The following is a 16326-nucleotide window of genomic DNA, read 5'->3' as shown; positions in this document are numbered from 1 at the left end:
TGGGTTGACGTTATTGCTTCTTGCGCGAAGCATCGAGAAGGACGGCGCCGACGATAATGACGCCCTTTACAACTTGCTGGTAATACGACGACACGCCCAGCAGATTCAAGCCGTTATTGATAACGCCGATCAGCAGCGCGCCGACGACCGTACCGCCGAGTGACCCCGAGCCGCCTGAAAGACTCGTCCCGCCGATCACTACAGCCGCGATCGCGTCCAGCTCATAGGATAGGCCGGCCTGCGGCAAAGCCGACGTCGTGCGGGCGGCGAGGATGATCCCGGCGAGGCCCGCCAGCAGTCCGCCGATCACATAAACGGAAAAGATGATCTTTCCGGTCGAGATGCCGCTCGTCTTGGCGCTCCTTGCGTTGCCGCCCACCGCATAGATGTATCGGCCGTAAGTCGTATAGCGCAGGACAAACCAGAACATCACGACGACGAGGGCAAAAATGATGATCGGTACGGGCACCCCGGCGATCGCACCCGTGCCGATGTTCAGGTATCCATCCGGCAGATCCGTCACAGGCATGCCGTCGTTATAGATAAAAGTGAGACCCCGCGCCGCACTCAGCATGCCGAGCGTCGCGACAAAGGGCGGCACGGAGAGCCGGGCAACGAGCACTCCGTTGATTGCGCCAACGGCCACACCAACGACGAGTCCGGCCATCAGCCCGAACATCACGCTGTGCGGATGCGCGCCGGTCACAAGACTCGCACTGACGATGCCCGCAAGCGCGAGCGTCGAGCCGACAGACAGGTCAATGCCGGCCGTGAGGACGATGTAGGTCATTCCAACAGCAAGGATGCCGTTGATCGACGTCTGCCGAAGGATGTCCGCGATGTTGCCAACCGTCAAAAAGTACTGGTTCGCAAAAGACAGCACGATGCACAAGGCGATGAGCACCGCGACAATCCCGTAGCGACGATAGACTTCGCGCATATGCGCCGCGCGGCTTTGAACCACGGGGACTTTCAGGGAAGTAGTTTCAGTATTCATGATGCGAGGTGAAGAAGATCTTCCTGAGTGGTGGTATGGCCGTCGATCACGGTGACCAGCAGCCCCGACTTGAAAATGGCGACGCGGTCGCTGACATCCAGAATTTCCTGAGCCTCCGAAGACACCACGATGGCGGCGCCCCCTTTCGAGACGAAGTCGTCGAGAAGCTTGTACACCTCGCGCTTGGCGCCCTCGTCGATGCCTCGGGTTGGTTCGTCGCACAACAGGCACGTCGGCTCGGTTGAAAGACAACGCGCGAGCACGACCTTCTGCTGGTTCCCCCCGCTCATCGACGACACCGGCAGCGATACCGAACTGATCTTGATCCGCATGCGCTCGACCATCGTCTCGACGAGGGTTCTCACCTTTCGCCGGTTGATGAAGGACAGGCGAGACAGTCGCTTGTAGGCGGAAAGCGAGATGTTGTCCCGTACGGAAGCGGACAGCACGAGGCCAGTCTCCTTGCGGTCCTCGGTCACCAGCGACAGTCCCGCCTGAATTGCCTTGCGCGGATGGCCAACCGGTAACGCGCGGCCATTGAGCGTGACTTGACCGCTGTCGGGGCGGGTCAGCCCATACACGCAGTTGAGATACTCGCTCCGGCCCGCACCCATGAGTCCGTATATGCCGAGGACTTCCCCTTGGTGAACAGTGAGCGAAATATTGTTGAATTCCGAGTCCCGCGAGAGCCTTGTCGACTCAAGTACGGGCTTGCCGACAGGCCTGCGTGTTTTTTCGGCTGAATTGAGCTTGCGTCCAACGATCGTGCTCACCAGGTAGGAGCGGTCGATGTCGGCGATGCGCCCGCTGTCGACGTATCGTCCGTCGCGAAAGACCGTGTAGTCATCGGCGATCTGGAATATTTCGGAGAGGCGATGCGAGACGTAGATGATCCCGGCCCCATGCGCCGTCAGGTTGCGAATCGCACTGAACAGCACCTCGGTCTCGCGCTCGCCGATGGCAGAGGTCGGCTCGTCCATGATCATCACGTCGCAGTCGTGGCTGAACGCCTTGGCGATCTCGACGAGTTGAATCTGCGCCAGGCTCAACGACGACATTCTCGCGCGAGCGTCGACTGGAAAGCGAAGCCGGTCCAGCAGCTCCTGCGCCTGCTTGATGAGCGCTGCATACCTGACCAGGACACCTGCCCTGCGGGGCTCGCGACCGAGATACAGGTTTTCGGCGACAGTCATGCCGGGAATCGGCGACAGCTCCTGGGTAATGATCGCGATACGGTTAGCCAGCGCTTCGGCCGGTGACTGGAAATTGACACTCCGCCCCTTGAAGAGGATTTCTCCGGCGTCGCGCTGGGTAATACCCATGACGATGCTGAGGAAGGTCGATTTACCTGCGCCGTTTCCGCCACATAGCGCATGGACGCTTCCGCGCCGCAAGCTCAGACGGCCGTCATCGATTGCCCGAACGCCATTAAATGCCTTCTGCACATCTGTGGCTTCAACAAGAAGGTCGTTCACTTTGTCTCCTAACATTTGCTCGTTATTGAACAATTGAGCAGTTAGATGGCATCCTAGATTGGGACCCTATGCGTGTCAATCTCTGTGCTTATGTGGTTAACCCGTACGCACTAAATACGCAATACCATCCTGCCTTTCAGGCGCTTACCCGCGATCTGTTCCGCGTGGGCAATCGCAAAAACCACCCTCACTGCGATCTTGACATTCCGGCAAACTGAATTGAGAATTTGTTCATTGACGAACATTTGATCAATACCTGTCGAATGAAACTGGAAGATCGGAGTGAAATATGAAACTGGCAATCGGATGTGATGAAGCTGCGCTTGACCTGAAGGAGTTGATCAAGCGATATTTGGTCGACAAGGGCGTGGATGTTGTTGACTTCGGCACACACGGCACAGAGCCTGTGAACTATCCGAACATCGCGTTCGCGGTGGCTGAAAGCGTCGCGCGAGGTGAATTCGAACGGGCCGTTCTGCTGTGCGGCACTGGGATTGGGATGGCGATCGCAGCCAACAAGGTGCACGGAATTCGCGCCGCCCAATGTCACGATACCTATTCGGCGGAGCGGGCAAGCAAGAGCAACGACGCGCAAATCATTACAATCGGCGCTCGCGTCGTGGGCCCCGAACTGGCGAAAGCGATAGTCGACACCTGGCTTGGAGCGCGCTTTGACGGAGGGCGCTCTGTCCCGAAGGTAAACCGCATCAAGGAATACGAGGATAGTCATCAATTACCGCGCGGCGACGAAACTGTGTGATCCGGTCGGTCAGCTCATCGACCCACCAGGACACCGGCACGTGCCAGGTCACGTTGCATCCAGCCGAATGGGAATGAGATAACCATATGACCACTGACGAACTGACTCGTCTGGCGACGCTTTACTACGTCGACGGACTCACACAGGAAGATCTGTCCAAACAGTTCTCGCTTTCGCGCGCCAAGATAGGCCGCCTGCTGAAACGTGCGCAGGAGGAAGGCATCGTCGAGATTCGCGTGAAGCACCATCCGCGCGATACGCGCGACCTCGAGCGTGAATTGATCGCACGATTCGGCATCGAGAAAGCGATCGTGTCGATCAATCACAAGGATCAGGACAAGCAGCGCGAACTTCTCGCTGGCCTCGTCGCGAGTCATCTCGACCGCATTCTCGCCAACGACATGATTGTCGCTGTCGGCATGGGGCGTAATATCAACGCGATCTCGGAGCACGCGATCTCGTCGACGCAGCGCTCTTCCACCTTCGTCTGCGCGATCGGCGGCTTCTATCGCGGCGGCGAGATCATGAATGCCGATCACATCAGTCGACGGCTCGCGGCCCGTTTTGGGGGTGACAGCGAAACGCTTTACGCGCCTGCGCTGGTCGGTGACCCGGAGGTCCGCAAGGGACTGCTCAACAATGACGCCGTCAAACCCACGCTTGATAAGGCACGCAGGGCGCACGTCGCGCTCGTCGGCGTCGGTGACATCAATGAAGACAGCAATATGGTTCGCACCGGCTGGTTTTCGACAGACGAGATCGCCGAGCTGAGGCAGTGCGGGGCAGTCGGAGACCTGATGGGTTACCACTTCATCGACATGGCGGGCCGTCCAGTTATCACTCCCGTGCGCGACCGGGTCATCGGCCTCAGCCTGGAAGATCTGAAGCACATTCCAAATGTCATTGCCGTAGCCAGCGAAAATACGAAAACGACTGCCGTTCTGGGAGCGTTACGAACGGGCGTGATCACCACGCTCGCCACTACCGAAGCTATCGCTCAATCGATTGTCAGTCTGGAAGACGCTACGCGCGGTCAGTTTTTTTCACAGCAGTCCGATGTGGCAACCCAATAAGAGGCACCGTCTTAATCGGGCATATAAGGCCTACCTCCCGACTTGGTCGAGAACCGCGAGCTTGCTGCCCCGTATTCCGACGACCTGCATTGCGGTGTGGGAATGATTGTGCTCATCCATGGCAAAAGTGCCGCCAAGCATGGAGGGCATCTGCGTCGATCGCAGCGCCTGCTGTACTGCGGCGGGATCGTCTGACTTCGCGCGGCGGATCGCGTCGATGACCAGCTCTGTCGCCTCAAACGCGAAGATCGAACGTTGGCTGGGAGCAAGTCCGTATTTAGCTCGATAAGACGTCACGAACGCTTGCACGGCGGGCGTGGAAGCCGAAGGCGTAAACACTGAAATCCCCGTCGCTTGATCGAGCCCTCCGGCCGCCACGAATTGGGGGGAAGAGTTCGCAATGGCCGCCGCGAAATCAATGCGGCCAGCGAGAAGGATACCCGCGCCGCTTTGCTCGTAAGCACGGAAAAACGCCGCACTGGACACGCTGAGAAGAGTAACGATGCGATCTGGATGCAGGGCCGTCAATCGCTCAAGAGCCGGCGCAAGATTCGTCGTTCCCTTCGCAACTATCTCGCTGTACAACGTCCTTATATTCGCGGCCGCCGCGGCTGTTTCCATCGCCGTCGCGTTGGCGCGGTTGAAGTCGTTGTCGTCAGAAAGGATAACTAATCGCTGGACGTTTCTGGCCTTCAGCCACTGGATCATCGCTGCCGCAACGTCACCATCGGAGGGACTGGTCTTGAACACGTAGCTATACCCGCCGGAACCAGCGGCGTCGACGAACTCCTGGCCGGCCGAGATGTCGATCACAAGCGGCACCTTCGCCGCATTTGCTACCGGCATCACAGCCCGCGTCACCGGAGTCGCCAGCGCGCCCAATAACACGGAAACATGTTGCTGCTCAATAAGTTGCTTCGCCGCCGCAATACCTGTCGCCGGGTCGGCGGCGTTATCGGCGTAAAACGCCTCGACAGGCCTGCCGAGCACGCCGCCGGACTCGTTGATGCGCTGTAACGCCAACTCGACGCCGTACTGCTCGCTCTGTCCACGATCGGCATTTGGGCCGCTCAGGATGGTTGTGACGCCGATCCGAACCGGGTCCGCGGCGAATGCCGAGCTAACAGTAATGACATACCCCACCGCCAACAATGCTGACATTAATCTCATACACGACTCCTTTGCTGTGGGCCTCAGTGACGATCACAGCCGAACCAATGGCGGGGAAGGCGATCCGTTTTGCCAGAACGAAAGAACAACATCGCGCTATGCGCGGATGTCGATCACCACCTTGCCGAAATGCCGCCCTCCCTCGAGATACTCATAGGCGGACGAAGCCTCGTCGAACGAGAGGACTTTGTCGACGGTAGGGGTGATCTCATTGACGTCGACGAAGCGGACGAGCTGCACGAGCATCGCGCGGCTACCGGCCGTAATGCCGACCAGGCGTTTGGCTCCGCCTATAAGCGCGCCCGGCTCGATCGAGACGCCGCCCCCGCCGCTGACCCGGCCGATAACGACGATGGTCCCGCCTGCCCCCGCGGCCTTCAGTGATCGCGCCAATGTGCCTTCGCCACCGACTTCGACCACGACATCGACTCCACCGGTGAGCCGCAACACTTCGTCCTGCCATTCCGGCGTCGTCCGGTAATTGATTGTCGCGTCAGCCCCGAGTGAGCGCACTCGCTCGAGCTTTTCGTCTTGCGATGACGTTACGATCGTGAAAAGGCCAGCGGCTTTGGCAAGCTGCAGTGCCCATAGCGATACGCCGCCGGTGCCCAAGAGAAGCACACTTGCGCCGGGCTTGACCGCGCCGGCAACGAACAGGGCATTCCACGCCGTCACGCCGGCGCAAGGGAGCGTCGCGGCCGCGATTGAATCGAGGCTGCGCGGCGCCAGAACGAACGCATCCTCGCTGGCGACGAGTTCTTCCGCAAGTGTGCCGTCGAGCTGGGCACCAAAGGAGACGGCCGTCTTGGCGGGCGACAATGCACCGTCGATCCATCGGGGGTAGTAGCTCGTGATGACGCGATCGCCTTCCTTGAAACGCGTTACCGCCGAACCTACGGCAACGACGTCCCCACATCCGTCCACGAGCGGCACGAGCGGATAGCCGGGCGGATTGTAGAACTGTCCCTTCGCGAAACTGAGATCGCGATAGTTGAGTGCTGCGGCGCTGACGCGGACTCTAATCTCACCAGCTTCGAGCGCACGGCTCATGCGCTCAACACGTTTAAGCCCGGCGATTCCGGTGCCAGCCTGGATTTGATAAGCCTTCATCATTTTTTCCTGAAAATCTCTCGGCAGACTGTTCGAGCAAACTGCCCGATCTCATCGACTCACTTTGTTGCATGCACCATCGGCGCGCGACTCGGCGATACGGATGCCAGGCGTGGAATTTACAGTTTCACCGAATAAGCGATAATCCCCTGACGAAGCGATTCAGTTTTTACCGCAAGTGAGAAATTGCAATGCTTGATCGCATTACAGGAATGCAGGTGTTTTCTCGTGCCGCTAATGCGGGAAGCCTTTCCGCCGCCGCGCGACAACTCGGCCTGTCGCCAGCCATGGCGACAAAGCATCTGGATGCGGTGGAACAGCGTTTGGGCGTGCGCCTGTTTCATCGAAGCACGCGCAAGCTCACCCTCACCGAGGCGGGCCAACAGTATCTGGAAGCGTGCACGCGGCTCCTTCCCGACCTGGAGGAAGCCGAGGCGTCGATCGCTTCACAACGCGTGGAAGCGACCGGACTGCTCCGGCTGAATTCCCCGCTTTCGTTTGGTGTCCGCTACGTGGCGCCGCTCATTCCGGCTTTTAGCAAGCAACATCCCAAGGTCACCGTCGATCTCGGGTTGAATGATCGTGTGATCGACCTCACGGAAGAAGGCTGGGATCTGACGATCCGCGTCGGACACCTGAAGGACAGCCGTCTCGTGTCCCGCAGGTTGACCGAAAGCGCCATGATCGTCTGTGCTGCTCCCGGCTACTGGGCACAGCACGGACGTCCCAAGCTCTGGTCCGATTTGCGGAATCACAATTGCCTGAGCGTCTGCTTTTCCAACATCTCACGACCCGAAGAATGGCGGTTCGGCAAGGACGGGGACAAGCGCGTTGCCGTAAAGGGAACCCTGCGGGCCAATAACGGCGACGCCCTCGTCGCAGTTGCCGTGGCCGGTCTCGGGGTTCTTTACGAGCCCGAGTTCATCGTTGCCGACGCAATCCGGCGAGGCGAACTGGAGAGAGTCACACTCGACGCCAGCACTGCGAATCTGGGCGGCATACACCTGGTTCGCTCGCCAGATCGAGCACCCCCGGCGAAGGTCCGGGTCATGATCGACTTCCTTGTCGCCGCGTTCAATCCACGGCCGCCGTGGGCACTTTAATTAGGTATCGGCGATAACACCCCTGGCAGCGGGGTTGCTGCGCCGTCGGTGGCAGGGATGAATCGACCGTATTCCGCGGTCGCAACAAGATGTGCATCTTTCAGGAAGAGATCTTCGGCCTCGTCGTCTCGGTCACGACGTTCAGCGGGTGCTGAAGACCGGCTAGCGGAACGGAGCGGAGCCAAGCCTGGCAGCACGTGGCGTCTTGACGAGATGTTCGCTTGTACACGCGGCGCGGGACACGCCAGGCCAAGGGTCACCGCCAGCGCGTGACCCACTGCGTTCGCCGCCTTACGTTTCGCGCCACCGTGGCGTGCGTTTCTGAATGAACGCCTCGGTTCCCTCGAGAGCTGCGTCGTCCAGCATGTTGCGCGCCATCGTGTCTCCGGCCAGTTGGAACGCCGTATCGATGCCTGCCTCCAACTGCCGGTAGAAGAGACTCTTGCCGGCGGCGATCGCTACACGGGGCTTCTCACTGATACTCGCCACGAGTTCACGAATCGCATCGTCCAGCCGTTCAGGCGTGGTGACTCGATTCACAAGGCCGCGCTCACACGCGGTTTGTGCGTCGATATAGTCGCCCGTCACAAGCATTTCGAATGCGGCCTTGCGAGACAGATTGCGCGACAGCGGCACACTTGGCGTCGAGCAGAACAATCCCAGATTGACCCCGGACACGGCGAAGCGAGCATCGTTTGCGGCTACCGCCAGATCGCACATCGCGACCAGTTGGCAACCCGCCGCAGTCGCGACTCCGTGCACGCGCGCGATCACGGGCTGCGGCATACGCTGGATGGTCAACATCATCTGCGAGCAGCGGGCAAACAGAGCCTGGTAGTACTCGAACGACGGATTGGCGCGCATCTCTTTCAGATCGTGGCCCGCGCAAAACGCCCGGCCCGCGCCCGCAAGCACAACGACGCGCGCATCCGATGCAGCCACTTCGTCCAAGCTGCTTTGCAGCGCGTCGATCAATGCTTCGGACAACGCGTTAAACGCGTCGGGCCGGTTCAGCGTCATCCGCACTGCGCCGGGCACTCCGTAGATATCCCGATCGATGACCACCAACGGCTCTGGACTTGCGTTTTCGTTCATGTTCGCCTCCGTCATACGTCGATGGCCGCGACCGATCCAGCGCGCTTACGCAGTTCGAACTTCTGTATCTTGCCGGTCGATGTCTTCGGCAACTCGCAGAACTCCACCGCGCGCGGCACCTTGAAACTCGCGAGATGGGCTTTGCAATGCGCGACGAGCTCTGCGGCGCTTACCGTTGCACCCGCCTTTAACTCGACGAAAGCGCAAGGCGTCTCACCCCAACGAAGGTCCGGCTTCGCAACGACGGCGGCCGCGAGTACCGCTGGATGGCGATACAGCACATCTTCAATTTCAATGCTTGAAATATTCTCGCCGCCCGAAATGATGATGTCCTTACTGCGGTCCTTGATCCGGACATAGCCGTCCGGATTGGCGACCGCCAGGTCCCCGGTGTGAAACCAGCCACCGCGAAACGCTTCCTGCGTTGCGTCCGGGTTCTTCAGGTAACCCTTCATCATGATGTTGCCGCGAAACATGATCTCTCCGATTGTCTCGCCATCCGCCGGCACTTGCTGCATCGTCAGGGGATCGCGTACCGTCACGGCATCCTGCAAGTGATAGCGCACGCCCTGCCGCGCATTCAGGCGCGCGCGTTCACCTATGTCGAGCGTGCTCCATTGAGCTTGCTGCGCACACACGGCCGCCGGGCCATAAACCTCAGTCAAGCCGTACACATGCGTCAGCTCGAAGCCGAGCCGCTCCATTCCTTCGATCATTGCCGCAGGCGGCGCCGCGCCGGCGACCATTGCGTGGACACGGTGCGTTATCCCGGCTTTCATCTCGTCGGGAGCATTGACCAGCAGGTTCTGTACGATCGGCGCGCCGCAATAGTGCGTCACTCGCTCGCGGCGAATCAGATCGAAGATCGTTTTCGCATCGACCTTGCGCAAGCATACGTTGACGCCCGCCCGCGCGGCCACAGTCCAAGGGAAGCACCAGCCGTTGCAATGGAACATCGGCAGCGTCCACAGGTACACCGCGTGCTTTGGCATATCCCATTCGAGGATGTTGCTGACCGCGTTGGTGTACGCCCCCCGATGGTGATAGACGACGCCCTTCGGATGTCCTGTTGTCCCTGATGTGTAGTTCAGGCAGATCGCATTCCACTCATCGGATGGAGGTGCCCATTCAAATGCAGGATCGCCGCTCGCCAGCAGCGCTTCATAATCAAGTTCGCCGATACGCTCGCCCGGTCCGGCATATTCGGAATCGTCGACGTCGATGACGAGAATCGGCTGATCTACACGTGCGACCGCCTCGCGCATCACGGTGGAGAATTCCCGGTCGACCAGCACCACTTTCGCTTCGCCATGATTCAGCATAAACGCGAGCGTGTTGGCATCGAGTCGAGTGTTGAGCGTATTGAGGACTGCGCCGATCATCGGGATACCGAAATGAGCCTCGATCATCTCGGGAATATTGGGCAGCATCGCGGCGACCGTATCGCCAACGCCGATGCCTCTGGCGCTCAACGCGGAGGCCAGACGCCGTGTGCGAGCATAGGTCTGCGCCCAGTCACGTCGCACCGCGCCGTGCGAAATGGCGGGCAACGTCGGATATACCGACGCCGCACGTTCGATGAAGCTCAAAGGCGTCAGGGCCGCGAAGTTGGCAGCGGTTTTGTTCAATCCCTCTTCGTATATGTCGTTGCTCATCGCATCTCCCTTATCTCATTTGGCCTTCGTCTTTTAGCAGGACTGTTCGGAAGATGAAGTTCCGCCCTCCACCCTTCGTACTCGATATTACGCGCGATTGACGCAGACATCGGTCTAGCGCATGCGCATGCGCAAGCCAAGACATGAACGACGGATGCATGCCTTCCGGGGGAGTACAAGGACGCACAGCCGCGCGAATCCTCAAAACACCGGGTGGCGCTCGAGGTGCGTGATTTCGTCTGCAACCCGTTGCGCCTCGATTCCGATTTCGCGCAACATACCGGTCGGCGAGACGATAAACCCACAGTAATGCAGCCCGGATTTTTTCTCCCCGTCGCTCGGCGGCAGCTGTTGCTCCACGTCGAGGATATCGTTCTGTGGCTCCAGGAAACACTCGCTTCGCGGGCGAAACCCCGTCGCGGCAACGATTGCATCAAAGCCCCGCACACGCCCGTCATCAAACGTCACGTCAGTCTTGCCCATCTCGCGGATGTCTCCGAGCACCTCAATGTGGCCCTCGCGGACCAGTTTGACTGTACCGACGTCGATGAGCGGGATTCTTGCCCTCGCCTTGATTTGCGTAAAGGGACCCATCGGAAGCTTGCGGAAACCCAGCTTGGTGATGTCTCCGATGGTGAGCCGCACGAGTGGTGCAGCCAGCGCGTCAGCGAATCGGGTAGGAAGGCGGTTCAACGCGATAGAGATAGCGAGTACGGGGACACCGAGGATCTCGCGAGGGACAATGTTCACCGGCCCACGCACTGCCATTGCCACTCGCGCGCCATGTTCGTGGAGATCGATCGCCATCTCTCCGCCACTGTTGCCCATGCCGACGACCAGAACGCTCTGGCCGCGGAATGACTCGCCACTGCGGTACTCGCTGCTGTGCAAGATGCGGCCGCCGAAGCGCTCCTGGCCACGCCACCGTGGCAGGTAGGGAACGGCGTTGTAGCCGGTGGCCACGACCACACGCCGCGAATGATAGACGCTGGCTGTTGTGGTCGCAATCCATCCGGGGTTGCGTGGCCGTACAGTCCTGACCTCCTCGTTGAAGTGCGGTACGAGCTCGAAATGCCGCGCATACAGTTCGAGATACTCAATCACCTGCTCGCGCGACGGATAACGTGGCGTTCCAGCGGGAAACGAAAGATAAGGCAGGGCCGAACGGTCCCGGTCGGAGTGAAGGTGCAGCCGGTCGTAGTGACGGCGCCAGCTCGAACCGACCTCGGTCGCCCGGTCCACAATGATGCAGGAGGCTCCCCGCTTCTTTAGACACGCAGCAACCGCGAGGCCTGCAGGCCCAGCGCCTATCACGAGCGTATCTACCTGCTGTTCCATCTGCGCCCTCACGAAGCCTGATTCTCGCAACGCAATGAACTCGACGCGCTGAATTCTGCATTAGCTGACGCGATAAGGCCGCGTCTCGACCCACAAAACCAAGCGTATCAGCCAGCAGACGAGGACGCCAGGGCACATGGGCTGTCAAGCGCCCCAGTCGAACGGGGGAGCGTCCTTCAGCCATTCAACGAGTTCAGGGCGTACCGTATAACGAGGCGCGGCCATCCACGCGACCAGATCCGCGTGCAGTTGATTGAATGTGCGCTCGTCGAAGTCGAAATCTCCATCTAGCCGCCCGCTCTTGTCGTGCCGCAGATGAACGCCCCTAACCTCGTAGCCGTCCCAGTATGCAACCGTCTGCTTATTAATGTCGGCAGTGGTGCCCGGCGGCCGATTGCGCAACAGGGTGGTCAACGCAGGTTGAATCGATGCGTAGTCCATTTCCGTATTCCGCTTGCTACCACTTAGAGGTGTGCAGCGCGGAAAAATTCTCATCATATGATTGTGTAGCTAATAGCCCTCCGCCAGGCCGGGTTTTATCAAAGGTAAATCATGCGGCAGCACACCTACCGACCAGACCGACTGGCGCTTTGATAAGGGGATCGCGCCGGAGAATTGTCCGTACCGATCTTCTTCTAGCTTCGCGAAAACCGCAGAGAACGTCAGCAACGAAGGCATCCCGCACTACTTACGACGCGGCAGGCGCACGGCGAACACCGTTTCTGCCGCGTCGGACCGCGCTTCGATGTCGCCGCCATGGGCCTTGGCGACCTCGCGCGCGATATAGAGCCCGAGCCCCAGGTTGCCATCCGTGTCGTATTTGTTCTGCTGATCCGGGCCTCGCCTGAGAGGATCAAAGATCCGATCCAAAGTCTGTTGTTCAATGGCGGCCCCGATATTCTTCACCTCGAAACGGACTTCCTCCTCCTCACCAGTCACGATCACCTGTACCGGTGCGTCCGGCGCTCCGTACTTGATCGCATTCAGGACCAGGTTGCCGAGCAACTGCTGCAAACGTCGGCCGTCCCAAACGCCCTGAGAGTCGCCCACCACCTCCAGATCGACATGGCGGTCCGGATGAACCGCTCGTACCAGGTTCAGTTCATCGGCAAACAGATTGGCCAAGTCGACGTTGGTCGGAGCGATATTGATACCCAGTCCCAGTTTAGTTCGATTGAAATCAAGCAAATCGTCCAGTAGCGCTTGCATGCGAGCGCCGCTGTGGATCAAACGAGACGCGGCTCCCGACACTTTGTCTCCCGCGTTCAGCGCCGCCAAATAGACCGCTGTCATCTGGATGGTCTGGAGCGGACTGCGCATGTCGTGCCCAAGCATTCCAAGTAAGAGATTACGGGCTTGATCTACCTGAGCGCTGAAATAGCTGACCGATTCGGCAAGCGCCTGGTCGATGGCCTCGTTAAATCGGATGATGTCATCCGGATGAGGCGCCTCGGGCTGACACACCTCCATCCACAGGCGAAGAACGCTTGCACGCAGTGCGCGGTATTCAGCGGCAAGCTGGTTGATATCGAAACCGCCTCGCGCGCGCAGAAGGGCATGCGTTTGTGCAGCGGTCTCCGGGGCTCCGATCAGTTGTGGTGCTCGACCCATTGATTTTTCGCGTTGAGCTTCCTTGGTCTGGGAAGTCGACAAATCCTTGGCCACGGCCTCCAGGATCTGTTGCGCATGGTCTCGCAACGCCAGCGATTTCATGTTTGCCGCTGCCGGTAACAGGGTGAGAGCGAACGCCTCCCATTGCCCCAGGATTGTTTCCATGTCACGCAAAATGAAGTCGGCTAGTCGCATGGCTGCCCCGAAGAAAGAAAAAAGGTCTTATGAAGTATTTATTGAACGCATATTACGCATAAGTCGTTCTCATAATTCTATTAGTTCTTCGAATTTCTGCGCATAGGGGGCAATGCGGAGAAACTATCTTGCCGGGCTCCTCCCGCCCGGCGCGATTGACAAATACAAGTCAACAACTAATATTGGATTAAATTTGCGGACACTCCCCGGCCATTCAACATGACTCCGAGAAGGCTCGCCAAATGAAGGAACCGTCATTTCAGACTCGACCGCTTCGCGCTATTCGGGCGCCGCGCTCACTATCTTTGGAAAGCAAGCGTATGGCACGCCGAGCGTAAGTTGTCACTTCAATCCAGCCCCTGTAGTTAGCAATCCTTTTGATATAAATCCCCTGCCGTCAGCGTACAATTCATTGCCGGAACGCGACGGTAATTTTGTCACCGGCCGCTCCCGTTCCTACGTAAGGGGACGGCCTGGGTGCGCCGGTATTTCTCAGCTAATGTGCTCCCCCAAGAGCGGATGTAATCCGTTCCTACCCCAGACGTCATCGAGGCTCTACACTGATTACGCGTTATCCGCGGTCAGACACATGATGGTCATTCTTCGCCCTGCGAGTACACATGCTTGATTGACTGCAACCCAAGGACAAAAATCGTGTTCGTGCCGAAGGATGAAGACGCGGTTCCGGACACGCAGTTGTAACGGGCGTCGCCTGGCCGCCGGAACATATACCCGGCGGTTTCAACGTTTGCCAAAATCGCGTGAATTACAAAAAGCCGCTGTATAGCCTATCCGGTGCGGTCTACGGTGTGCCGTAGCCGACGAACAACTGGCACACGGCCTGTGCGTCGACACAGGTATGGAGCCGCTCCCGGAAGTGGTGGTCGCAGAAGCGTTGCGCTACGTCAGCCAGCAGATGCAGATGCGTGGTGTTGGCCCATTCCGGGACCAATAGCACGACCACGTCGGTCACGGGGTTTCCGTCGGGCGCATCAAAGGGAATGGGTGTCGCCGGACGAACATACAACGCCATGGCCCGACGCAGACCCTTGATTTGACCGTGTGGAACGGCGACCCCTTGGCCCAGCCCGGTTGAGCCTAACGCTTCGCGCGCTTCAAGGCCCGCGATCACGGTCGCCGCCGGCAGCCCGAAGCGTTGTTCGCAGACGCAGCCAAGCTGCACGAAAAGCGAGGCACGGTTAGCGACATCGAGACCGAGCAGGACATGATCCCGAGAGAGGAGTTGCGCAATACTGTTGCCTCCAGCCGCCATCTCGTCTGGCTGAGCGACCGGGTCGGCACACGGAGGGGACGCCGGGTTCATCAAATCCCGCCAAGCGTCGGTGGGGGTGTCGGGGACTTCAAACAGTTGCCCTAGTTCGGCGGTCGGAGCCAGATGCACTACCCGCTGGATCGCCCCGCTCACTGCGTCCCTGGGCAGATAAAGCGAAAGCCGCATGCGGTCCGTTCCGGGCAGCGGTGCGAGGCGAATTGTCCACGTCTGACCGGTGCAATCGCGGATCAGAGCCTGACGTAGTGGGGTGGCGTGTTGCGCGTCGAGGGTGACGTGCATCATCACATTGCGACCAGGCGCGGGACGTGACCGCCGGTGGACACGGGTCTTGCCAGATGCGAGGAGAGCCCGCAGGCCCGCCAGTGGGTGCGTCATATCGCCCCCCCCTTTTCAGTTGCTTACTCTAAGGGTATCCAGACCGGCATAAAGTTTGCGTAAAAAATCACTGGTTCAACGGCCTGTCGGCCTGTCCATGGGTCAAACAGCGAAGCGTCAGGGATTTACCTCCCTAAGCACGTCTATGAACGCCCGCAGACCAGCAGGCACGTGGCGATGTCCAGGATAGTACAGGCAGAGCCCCGGAATAAACGGGCACCAATCTTCCAGCACGGTAACCAGCCGGCCATCGTCCAGCCAGTCGCGGGCCGTGGACTCCGGCACATAGGCGAGGCCCAAACCATCGGACGCGGCCTCAACCATCAGCCCGTTGTGATCCAGCGTGAGTACGCCCGGAACATCGATCGCCACTTCCTGCCCGTGCTTGCGGAACTCCCAGCGGTAGCGCTTGCCGCTCGGCAGCCGTTGGCGAATGCAGTCGTGGCTACGAAGGTCGTCGGGCGTGATGAGCGGTGTTCGTCCCGCGAGATACGAAGGCGCTGCAACGACTACGAAGCGAAGATCGTCGCTGATGCGCACCGCCACCATGTCGCGCGGGATTGACTCGCCAAGCCGTACTCCGGCATCGAAACCTTGCTCGACGATATCGACGAGCCGTCCCTCCGCGACCAGATCGAGCGCCATGCAGGGGAAGCGCTTCAGAAAACGCGGCACCACCGTTTTCAACAACAGCCGCGCCGCAGTCTCATTGGCATTGATCCTGAGCGTGCCGCTCGGATTGCCGCGCGCATCGGCAACAGCATCCAGTGCCTCGTCAAGATCGCGGAGCACGGGCGCAAGCCGCGCGAGCAACGCTTCGCCGGCTTCTGTCGGCGCTACGCTACGCGTCGTGCGATTGAGCAGGCGCACGCCCAATTCACGCTCCAATGCGAGCATGGCGTGACTTAGAGAGGAGCGCGAAACGCCGAGTGCGTCGGCGGCACGGCGGAAACTCCGATGTGTTGCGACAGCGGAAAACGCGGTGAGATCGGCAAGTGTCGGCTTGGTCATTGGTGGCGAATTTTCACGGGGTCATACGCACTATAGAGACTTCTCTGACCAATGACGGGAACCT

General features: G+C 59.5%; 14 protein-coding genes. 3 read left to right on the top strand and 11 right to left on the bottom strand.

What is annotated here, in order from left to right:
* Nucleotides 1-10: 10 nt before the first annotated feature.
* Nucleotides 11-997 (bottom strand): ABC transporter permease, encoded by a 987-nt coding sequence (locus tag M0D69_RS25750; protein ID WP_301784689.1) that lies wholly within the window; start codon nucleotides 995-997, stop codon nucleotides 11-13.
* Entirely contained in the window at nucleotides 994-2472 is a 1479-nt protein-coding gene (locus M0D69_RS25745; protein ID WP_301784688.1) for a sugar ABC transporter ATP-binding protein, read from the bottom strand. The genes M0D69_RS25750 and M0D69_RS25745 overlap by 4 nt, the downstream gene beginning before the upstream one ends.
* A 289-nt stretch (nucleotides 2473-2761) precedes the next feature.
* Between M0D69_RS25745 and rpiB the strand changes: the two genes are divergently transcribed.
* On the top strand, nucleotides 2762-3232 hold the full coding sequence (gene rpiB, locus M0D69_RS25740) for a ribose 5-phosphate isomerase B (protein ID WP_301784687.1): 471 nt from the start codon (nucleotides 2762-2764) through the stop codon (nucleotides 3230-3232).
* 86 nt (nucleotides 3233-3318) lie between these two features.
* Nucleotides 3319-4305 (top strand): sugar-binding transcriptional regulator, encoded by a 987-nt coding sequence (locus M0D69_RS25735; protein WP_301784686.1) that lies wholly within the window; start codon nucleotides 3319-3321, stop codon nucleotides 4303-4305.
* A 30-nt stretch (nucleotides 4306-4335) separates the two neighbouring features.
* On the opposite strand, the gene M0D69_RS25730 is transcribed toward M0D69_RS25735, so the two are convergent.
* Nucleotides 4336-5475: an ABC transporter substrate-binding protein gene (locus M0D69_RS25730; protein ID WP_301784685.1), complete on the bottom strand. Its 1140-nt coding sequence runs from the start codon at nucleotides 5473-5475 to the stop codon at nucleotides 4336-4338.
* A gap of 96 nt (nucleotides 5476-5571) precedes the next feature.
* Nucleotides 5572-6585, bottom strand: coding sequence for an NAD(P)-dependent alcohol dehydrogenase (locus M0D69_RS25725; RefSeq protein ID WP_301784684.1), 1014 nt, complete (start codon nucleotides 6583-6585; stop codon nucleotides 5572-5574).
* A 191-nt stretch (nucleotides 6586-6776) separates the two neighbouring features.
* Here M0D69_RS25725 and M0D69_RS25720 point away from each other — a divergent pair, with 191 nt between their 5' ends.
* Nucleotides 6777-7688, top strand: a complete 912-nt coding sequence (locus M0D69_RS25720) for a LysR family transcriptional regulator (RefSeq protein WP_301784683.1) — start codon at nucleotides 6777-6779, stop codon at nucleotides 7686-7688.
* 291 nt (nucleotides 7689-7979) lie between these two features.
* Here M0D69_RS25720 and M0D69_RS25715 read toward each other — a convergent pair whose 3' ends face one another.
* From M0D69_RS25715 to M0D69_RS25685, 7 genes are all read right to left on the bottom strand, one after another.
* Nucleotides 7980-8783 (bottom strand): enoyl-CoA hydratase, encoded by an 804-nt coding sequence (locus tag M0D69_RS25715; RefSeq protein ID WP_301784682.1) that lies wholly within the window; start codon nucleotides 8781-8783, stop codon nucleotides 7980-7982.
* A gap of 11 nt (nucleotides 8784-8794) precedes the next feature.
* A complete protein-coding gene (locus M0D69_RS25710) occupies nucleotides 8795-10438 on the bottom strand; it encodes an acyl-CoA synthetase (RefSeq protein WP_301784681.1) in 1644 nt (547 codons plus the stop codon).
* A 201-nt stretch (nucleotides 10439-10639) separates the two neighbouring features.
* Complete coding sequence (locus tag M0D69_RS25705) at nucleotides 10640-11776, bottom strand: NAD(P)/FAD-dependent oxidoreductase (RefSeq protein ID WP_301784680.1); 1137 nt, start codon at nucleotides 11774-11776, stop codon at nucleotides 10640-10642.
* A gap of 144 nt (nucleotides 11777-11920) precedes the next feature.
* Nucleotides 11921-12217: a hypothetical protein gene (locus tag M0D69_RS25700; RefSeq protein WP_301784679.1), complete on the bottom strand. Its 297-nt coding sequence runs from the start codon at nucleotides 12215-12217 to the stop codon at nucleotides 11921-11923.
* A gap of 243 nt (nucleotides 12218-12460) precedes the next feature.
* The gene (locus M0D69_RS25695) at nucleotides 12461-13582 is read right to left on the bottom strand and encodes a sensor histidine kinase (RefSeq protein WP_301784678.1); all 1122 of its coding nucleotides are present in this window, start codon (nucleotides 13580-13582) and stop codon (nucleotides 12461-12463) included.
* A gap of 802 nt (nucleotides 13583-14384) precedes the next feature.
* Nucleotides 14385-15158: a PTS sugar transporter subunit IIA gene (locus M0D69_RS25690; protein WP_301784677.1), complete on the bottom strand. Its 774-nt coding sequence runs from the start codon at nucleotides 15156-15158 to the stop codon at nucleotides 14385-14387.
* A 210-nt stretch (nucleotides 15159-15368) separates the two neighbouring features.
* Entirely contained in the window at nucleotides 15369-16262 is an 894-nt protein-coding gene (locus tag M0D69_RS25685) for a LysR family transcriptional regulator (protein ID WP_301784676.1), read from the bottom strand.
* Nucleotides 16263-16326: the final 64 nt, after the last annotated feature.

The sequence above is a fragment of the Caballeronia sp. SEWSISQ10-4 2 genome (assembly GCF_030464885.1).
Taxonomy (GTDB): Bacteria; Pseudomonadota; Gammaproteobacteria; order Burkholderiales; family Burkholderiaceae; genus Caballeronia.
The sequence above is the reverse complement of the archived record's forward strand: the minus strand, read 5'-3'. Positions and strand labels throughout refer to the sequence as shown.

Excerpts from the sequence above, each read along its gene's own strand:
- M0D69_RS25750 (WP_301784689.1), bottom strand. The coding sequence starts at position 997 with ATGAATACTGAAACTACTTCCCTGAAAGTCCCCGTGGTTCAAAGCCGC.
- rpiB (WP_301784687.1), top strand. The coding sequence starts at position 2,762 with ATGAAACTGGCAATCGGATGTGATGAAGCTGCGCTTGACCTGAAGGAG.
- M0D69_RS25735 (WP_301784686.1), top strand. The coding sequence starts at position 3,319 with ATGACCACTGACGAACTGACTCGTCTGGCGACGCTTTACTACGTCGAC.
- M0D69_RS25730 (WP_301784685.1), bottom strand. The coding sequence starts at position 5,475 with ATGAGATTAATGTCAGCATTGTTGGCGGTGGGGTATGTCATTACTGTT.
- M0D69_RS25725 (WP_301784684.1), bottom strand. The coding sequence starts at position 6,585 with ATGAAGGCTTATCAAATCCAGGCTGGCACCGGAATCGCCGGGCTTAAA.
- M0D69_RS25720 (WP_301784683.1), top strand. The coding sequence starts at position 6,777 with ATGCTTGATCGCATTACAGGAATGCAGGTGTTTTCTCGTGCCGCTAAT.
- M0D69_RS25715 (WP_301784682.1), bottom strand. The coding sequence starts at position 8,783 with ATGAACGAAAACGCAAGTCCAGAGCCGTTGGTGGTCATCGATCGGGAT.
- M0D69_RS25710 (WP_301784681.1), bottom strand. The coding sequence starts at position 10,438 with ATGAGCAACGACATATACGAAGAGGGATTGAACAAAACCGCTGCCAAC.
- M0D69_RS25705 (WP_301784680.1), bottom strand. The coding sequence starts at position 11,776 with ATGGAACAGCAGGTAGATACGCTCGTGATAGGCGCTGGGCCTGCAGGC.
- M0D69_RS25700 (WP_301784679.1), bottom strand. The coding sequence starts at position 12,217 with ATGGACTACGCATCGATTCAACCTGCGTTGACCACCCTGTTGCGCAAT.
- M0D69_RS25695 (WP_301784678.1), bottom strand. The coding sequence starts at position 13,582 with ATGCGACTAGCCGACTTCATTTTGCGTGACATGGAAACAATCCTGGGG.
- M0D69_RS25690 (WP_301784677.1), bottom strand. The coding sequence starts at position 15,158 with ATGATGCACGTCACCCTCGACGCGCAACACGCCACCCCACTACGTCAG.
- M0D69_RS25685 (WP_301784676.1), bottom strand. The coding sequence starts at position 16,262 with ATGACCAAGCCGACACTTGCCGATCTCACCGCGTTTTCCGCTGTCGCA.